This window comes from Hydrogenophaga sp. 70-12, from assembly GCF_001897365.1.
In the GTDB taxonomy this organism is placed as follows: Bacteria; Pseudomonadota; Gammaproteobacteria; order Burkholderiales; family Burkholderiaceae_C; genus Hydrogenophaga; species Hydrogenophaga borbori.
Genome location: NZ_MKSS01000006.1, coordinates 1 through 4,430, shown reverse-complemented (window position 1 = coordinate 4,430; position 4,430 = coordinate 1). Strand labels below are relative to the sequence as shown.

Sequence of the window (4,430 nt, the reverse complement as noted above, 5' to 3'; positions counted from 1 at the left end):
GTGTGCCCGAACTGCGGCTGGACGAACACGGCTGCGCGCGACTGCGGGTCGACGACCGCATCGACGTCAACTTCGAGGCCAGCGGCAGCAGCCACTTGCTGCACATCTATTGCACGCTGGGCCCCGTGCCCACGAGCGATCGCGAACGCACCTTCGAGCAACTGCTCAGCGCCAACCTCTTCGGCGCCGACACCGGCGGCGCCGCGCTGGCCATCGACGTCGAGTTCAACGAGATCGTGCTGTGCTCGGACATCGGCAACCACGGCTGGACGGCCGAACTGATCATGTCGCGCCTGCAGCGCTTCATCGATGCGGCGGAGACGTGGCAGGAACGCTTCGCTGCCCTGCAGTCCACCGCGGCCAGCGCCGATCCGCGCCCCCCGGCCGCCCCCTCCTTTCTTTCAGTCTGAAGCCGGCCGCGCCGCGCCTGGCGCCCGGCGTCGACCAAACCCTCCGCGCATTCACGTTCAGCGAGAGACGACCATGCCAGTTGGAAACACCACCACCGCTCACCTGCCCCTGCCGATCAACCATGTGTTCCACGACAGCCCTGTCGGAAAGTTCCATGGGAGGTCGCGGGCTGCAACCGTGCTGCCCTCCCAAGCGAAACGCACCGGATGGAACAAGGTGGCCCATGGCATGGTGCGTGGATGGAGCCGCCTCCTCAACGCCATGACCCCTGGCGGTGTGCGGGTCGACCCCAAGTACCGTCATGCGCTGAAAGACACCAGCCGGGCCGTTGGTGATCTGCTGGGCAACCTGATCCATCCTCAGGGAAACCTCAGTTCGAAGACACTGAAGAAGGCATTCGGCACCATCGAAAACACCGCCGCGCCCGTGACGCAGCGCGGCGTGCCGCTGGATCAGCTGCTGACCCAGCGCTTCGAGGTTCACCTGGCTCAGTTCACGCCCGCCGAACTCAAGACCTTGCGCACCCAACTCCAGATCTTGTTCGCGGACGGAACCGATGCCGCGGTGGCGCTGCCTCTCAAGCGCTTGAGCCAGGCGTTGAGCGCGGAAGTCGAGCGTCGCGTCTTCGCCGATGGAAGAACCCAACTGTTGCCCAGGCTCAAGGAAGCCATCGCGGAGGCCCAGCAACAGTCGCCTCGCGCCGCTGACACGTACAACGGTCTGTCGGGCGTGGTCAAAAACATCATGGGCCAATACGGCATGAACCATGCCGCGAAATACGGGGATGAGACCCAACTGGCGCTGAGCGTGCTGGGCGCGGCCCTCAACGGGTTCCTCAGCAAGGGCGATGTCTCCGCCAGCGACATCAAGACCTTGCTGGACGCCCTGCCCAGCGAAGACCAAGCCGCGCTGCAAGCGGCCGACAGCGCCCATTGGGTCGCCAGAAGCACCGACCTGATCGACACCCTCATCGCGGACGTCGCGGTGCAACGCCAGCGACACACGCAGGAGCGCTTCCTGGCCGCCGCCCAAGGTGCGCTGTTGTCGCTCTCACCCCCCGGTCAGGTGGACCCGCAGGGTCTGCGCCGCATCATCGACGCCGCCGGACAATGGAAGGCGCTGCAGAAGCACCATGGCGCGCATGGCCTGAGCACCGACCCGCAGGTCACGCAGGCATTCGAGGCGATCGTCCATCACGTCCCTCGGCTGGTGCTCCATCAGGCGGCCCTCGATGAGCTGAGCGCGGCCGAGCTGCCCGCGCTGTCCAAGGCCCTGGCCATCTTCGGCAACACCCAGGCCGAGCCCACCCTTGCCCAGGCCATCGACGAGCGACTCGATTGGGGTGTACGGGAATGCCATGAGGCCTTGCTACCCGTACTGGACCAGTTGAACCAGGGCGACCTGCACGCGACCTTGAACGCCCTGGCGGCGACCCAGAAGGTTCTGGCCAAGGTGAAAACCCAGCAGGAGCTGCTCAAGGGCTTGCATCAGACGGGCGCCGACGATGTCCGAGACTTCGAGTACAGCGTCTATGAGCCCTTGTTCGCGAACATGGGCCCAGACCAGCTGCCAAGGCACGCCCACGCGCTCGCCAGCCCCGCCACACAGCGGCTGGTCGAGACCCTTCGAGGCATGGGCCAGGACCTGTGGAATGCCTCGGGCGGTGACGCAACCGATCCACGCTTTGCGACGGCCGAGCAGTTGCTCGGCATCAGCCAGACCCTGATGCAATTGGCCGATTCGGCGAACCGGGCCCAGGCCACCCGCACAGGGGTTGAGGCGCCGGCCGCACCGGAGTACGACCCCAGCCAGCAGGACCCGGACGTCCGCAACGCGGTGAACGGGGTGTTCCAGATCCCCGTGAACTGAGCCATCGGGGCCGCGTCCGGCCGGCGATTCAGCCCGCCGGCACCAGGAAGTCCTGGCTGATGCGCCAGCCCAGCTCGTTCACGCGGTCCAGGAACTGCGTGAGGTAGGCGTGCAGGCCGGTGGCCAGAATTTCATCGATGCGGCCGTACTGCAGCTCGGCCTTGAGCTTGCCGGCGCGGCGCAGGGTCTCGCCGCTGTGGTCGCTGGCGACCACGGCCAGGTTGTTGACCACCTCGTTCAGGCTGGCGGCCAGGCTGCGCGGCATGTCGGCGCGCAGGATCAGCAGCTCGGCCACGCGCTCGGGCGTGATCACGTCGCGGTAGACCTTGCGGTAGACCTCGAAGCCGCTGACGCTGCGCAGGATCGCGCTCCAGTGGTAGAAGTCGTATTCCTGGTCGAGCTCGCTGGCGGCGCCGAAGAAGTCGCTGTGCACCGCATGGAACTTCACGTCCAGCAGGCGCGCGGTGTTGTCGGCGCGCTCCAGAAAAGTGCCCATGCGGTAGAAATGGAAAGCCTCGTCCTGCAGCATGGTGCCGATGGCCACGCCGCGCGACAGGTGCGAGCGGAACTTCACCCACTCGAAAAACTGCCCCGGGTCGCGCTCGAAGGCCTTGCCCTGCAGCGCGCGGTTGAGTTCCAGCCAGGTCTGGTTCTGCATCTCCCACAGCTCGGTGGTGAGCGCGCCGCGCACCGCGCGCGCGTTCTCGCGCGCCGCGCGCAGGCAGGACACGATGCTCGACGGGTTGTTCTCGTCGCGCACCATGAAGTCGAGCACGTTGCGCGGCGTGATGGCCTGGCCGTACTGCGCGCGGTAGGCCGGCAGCAGCTCGCTGATGGTGAGCAGGCCCTCCCAGCCCACCTGGGCCACCGCGGCCGACTGCGGCAGCAGCGAGGTCTGGTAGTTGACGTCGAGCATGCGCGCGGTGTTTTCCGCGCGCTCGGTGTAGCGCGACATCCAGAAGAGGTGGTCGGCGGTGCGGGACAGCATGTCTAGGACTCCATCAAACCGGCATGAGGCGGCAGCACAACCCAGAGGTACCACGGAACCGGCTTTGCCGGGCCGTTGGTGCCGCCCCCTTGAGGGGGTGACGCGAAGCGTCGCGGGGGGGCATCAATCCTCCAGCACCCAGGTGTCCTTGGTGCCGCCGCCCTGCGACGAATTCACCACCAGGGAGCCTTCCTTGAGCGCCACGCGCGTGAGGCCGCCGGGCACCATCTGCACCTCCTTGCCCGAGAGCACGAAGGGCCGCAGGTCGATGTGGCGCGGCGCGACGCCGCTCTTGACGTAGGTGGGGCAGGTCGACAAGGACAGGGTGGGCTGCGCGATGTAGCCCTCGGGGTGGGCGGCCACCGCCTGGCGGAAGGCCTCGATCTCGGCCTTGGTGGACGCGGGCCCGACCAGCATGCCGTAGCCGCCCGCGCCGTGCACCTCCTTCACTACCAGGTCCTGCATGTGGGCGAGCATGTACTTGAGGTCTTCCGGGTTGCGCCCCATGAAGGTGGGCACGTTGCTCAGGATGGGCTTCTGTCCCAGGTAGAACTCGATCATCTTGGGCACGTAGGGGTAGATCGACTTGTCGTCGGCCACGCCGGTGCCCACGCCGTTGCAGATGCTCACGTTGCCGCTGCGGTAGACGTCCAGCAGGCCCGCGCAGCCCAGCGTGGACGTGGGCCGGAACACCAGCGGGTCCAGGAAGTCGTCGTCGACGCGGCGGTAGATCACGTCCACCCGCTTGGGGCCGCGCGTGGTGCGCATGTAGACGAAGTTGTCCTTGACGAACAGGTCCTGGCCTTCGACCAGTTCCACGCCCATCTGTTGCGCCAGAAAGGCGTGTTCGAAGTAGGCGCTGTTGTACATGCCGGGCGTGAGCACCACCACCGTGGGCTCGGCCGTGGTGGCCGGGCTCACCGCGCGCAGGGTCTCCAGCAGCAGGTCGGGGTAGTGCGCCACCGGCGCCACGCGGTTCTCGCCGAACAGTTCGGGGAACAGCCGCATCATCATCTTGCGGTCTTCGAGCATGTAGCTCACGCCGCTGGGCACGCGCAGGTTGTCCTCCAGCACGTAGTACTCGCCCTCGCCGTCGGCGTTGGGGGCGCGCACGATGTCGATGCCGGCGATGTGCGAGTAGATCTGGTGCGGCACGTCCACG

At 66.9% G+C, this 4,430-nt stretch carries 4 protein-coding genes; 2 read left to right on the top strand and 2 right to left on the bottom strand.

Translation table 11 applies throughout. From position 1 onward, the window contains the following. On the top strand, positions 1-410 hold a 410-nt coding region (locus tag BGO22_RS00305), incomplete at its 5' end, for a type III secretion system chaperone (RefSeq protein ID WP_286848238.1). A gap of 73 nt (positions 411-483) precedes the next feature. Continuing rightward, complete coding sequence (locus tag BGO22_RS00300) at positions 484-2,280, top strand: hypothetical protein (RefSeq protein WP_139147019.1); 1,797 nt, start codon at positions 484-486, stop codon at positions 2,278-2,280. Between the two features lie 28 nt (positions 2,281-2,308). Here BGO22_RS00300 and BGO22_RS00295 read toward each other — a convergent pair whose 3' ends face one another. Further along, positions 2,309-3,268 carry an alpha-E domain-containing protein gene (locus BGO22_RS00295; RefSeq protein WP_070398771.1) on the bottom strand — a complete coding sequence of 320 codons (960 nt, stop codon included), beginning with the start codon at positions 3,266-3,268 and terminating at the stop codon, positions 2,309-2,311. A 123-nt stretch (positions 3,269-3,391) separates the two neighbouring features. Next, a partial coding sequence (locus BGO22_RS00290; RefSeq protein ID WP_286848236.1) for a circularly permuted type 2 ATP-grasp protein occupies positions 3,392-4,430 on the bottom strand: 1,039 nt, incomplete at its 5' end.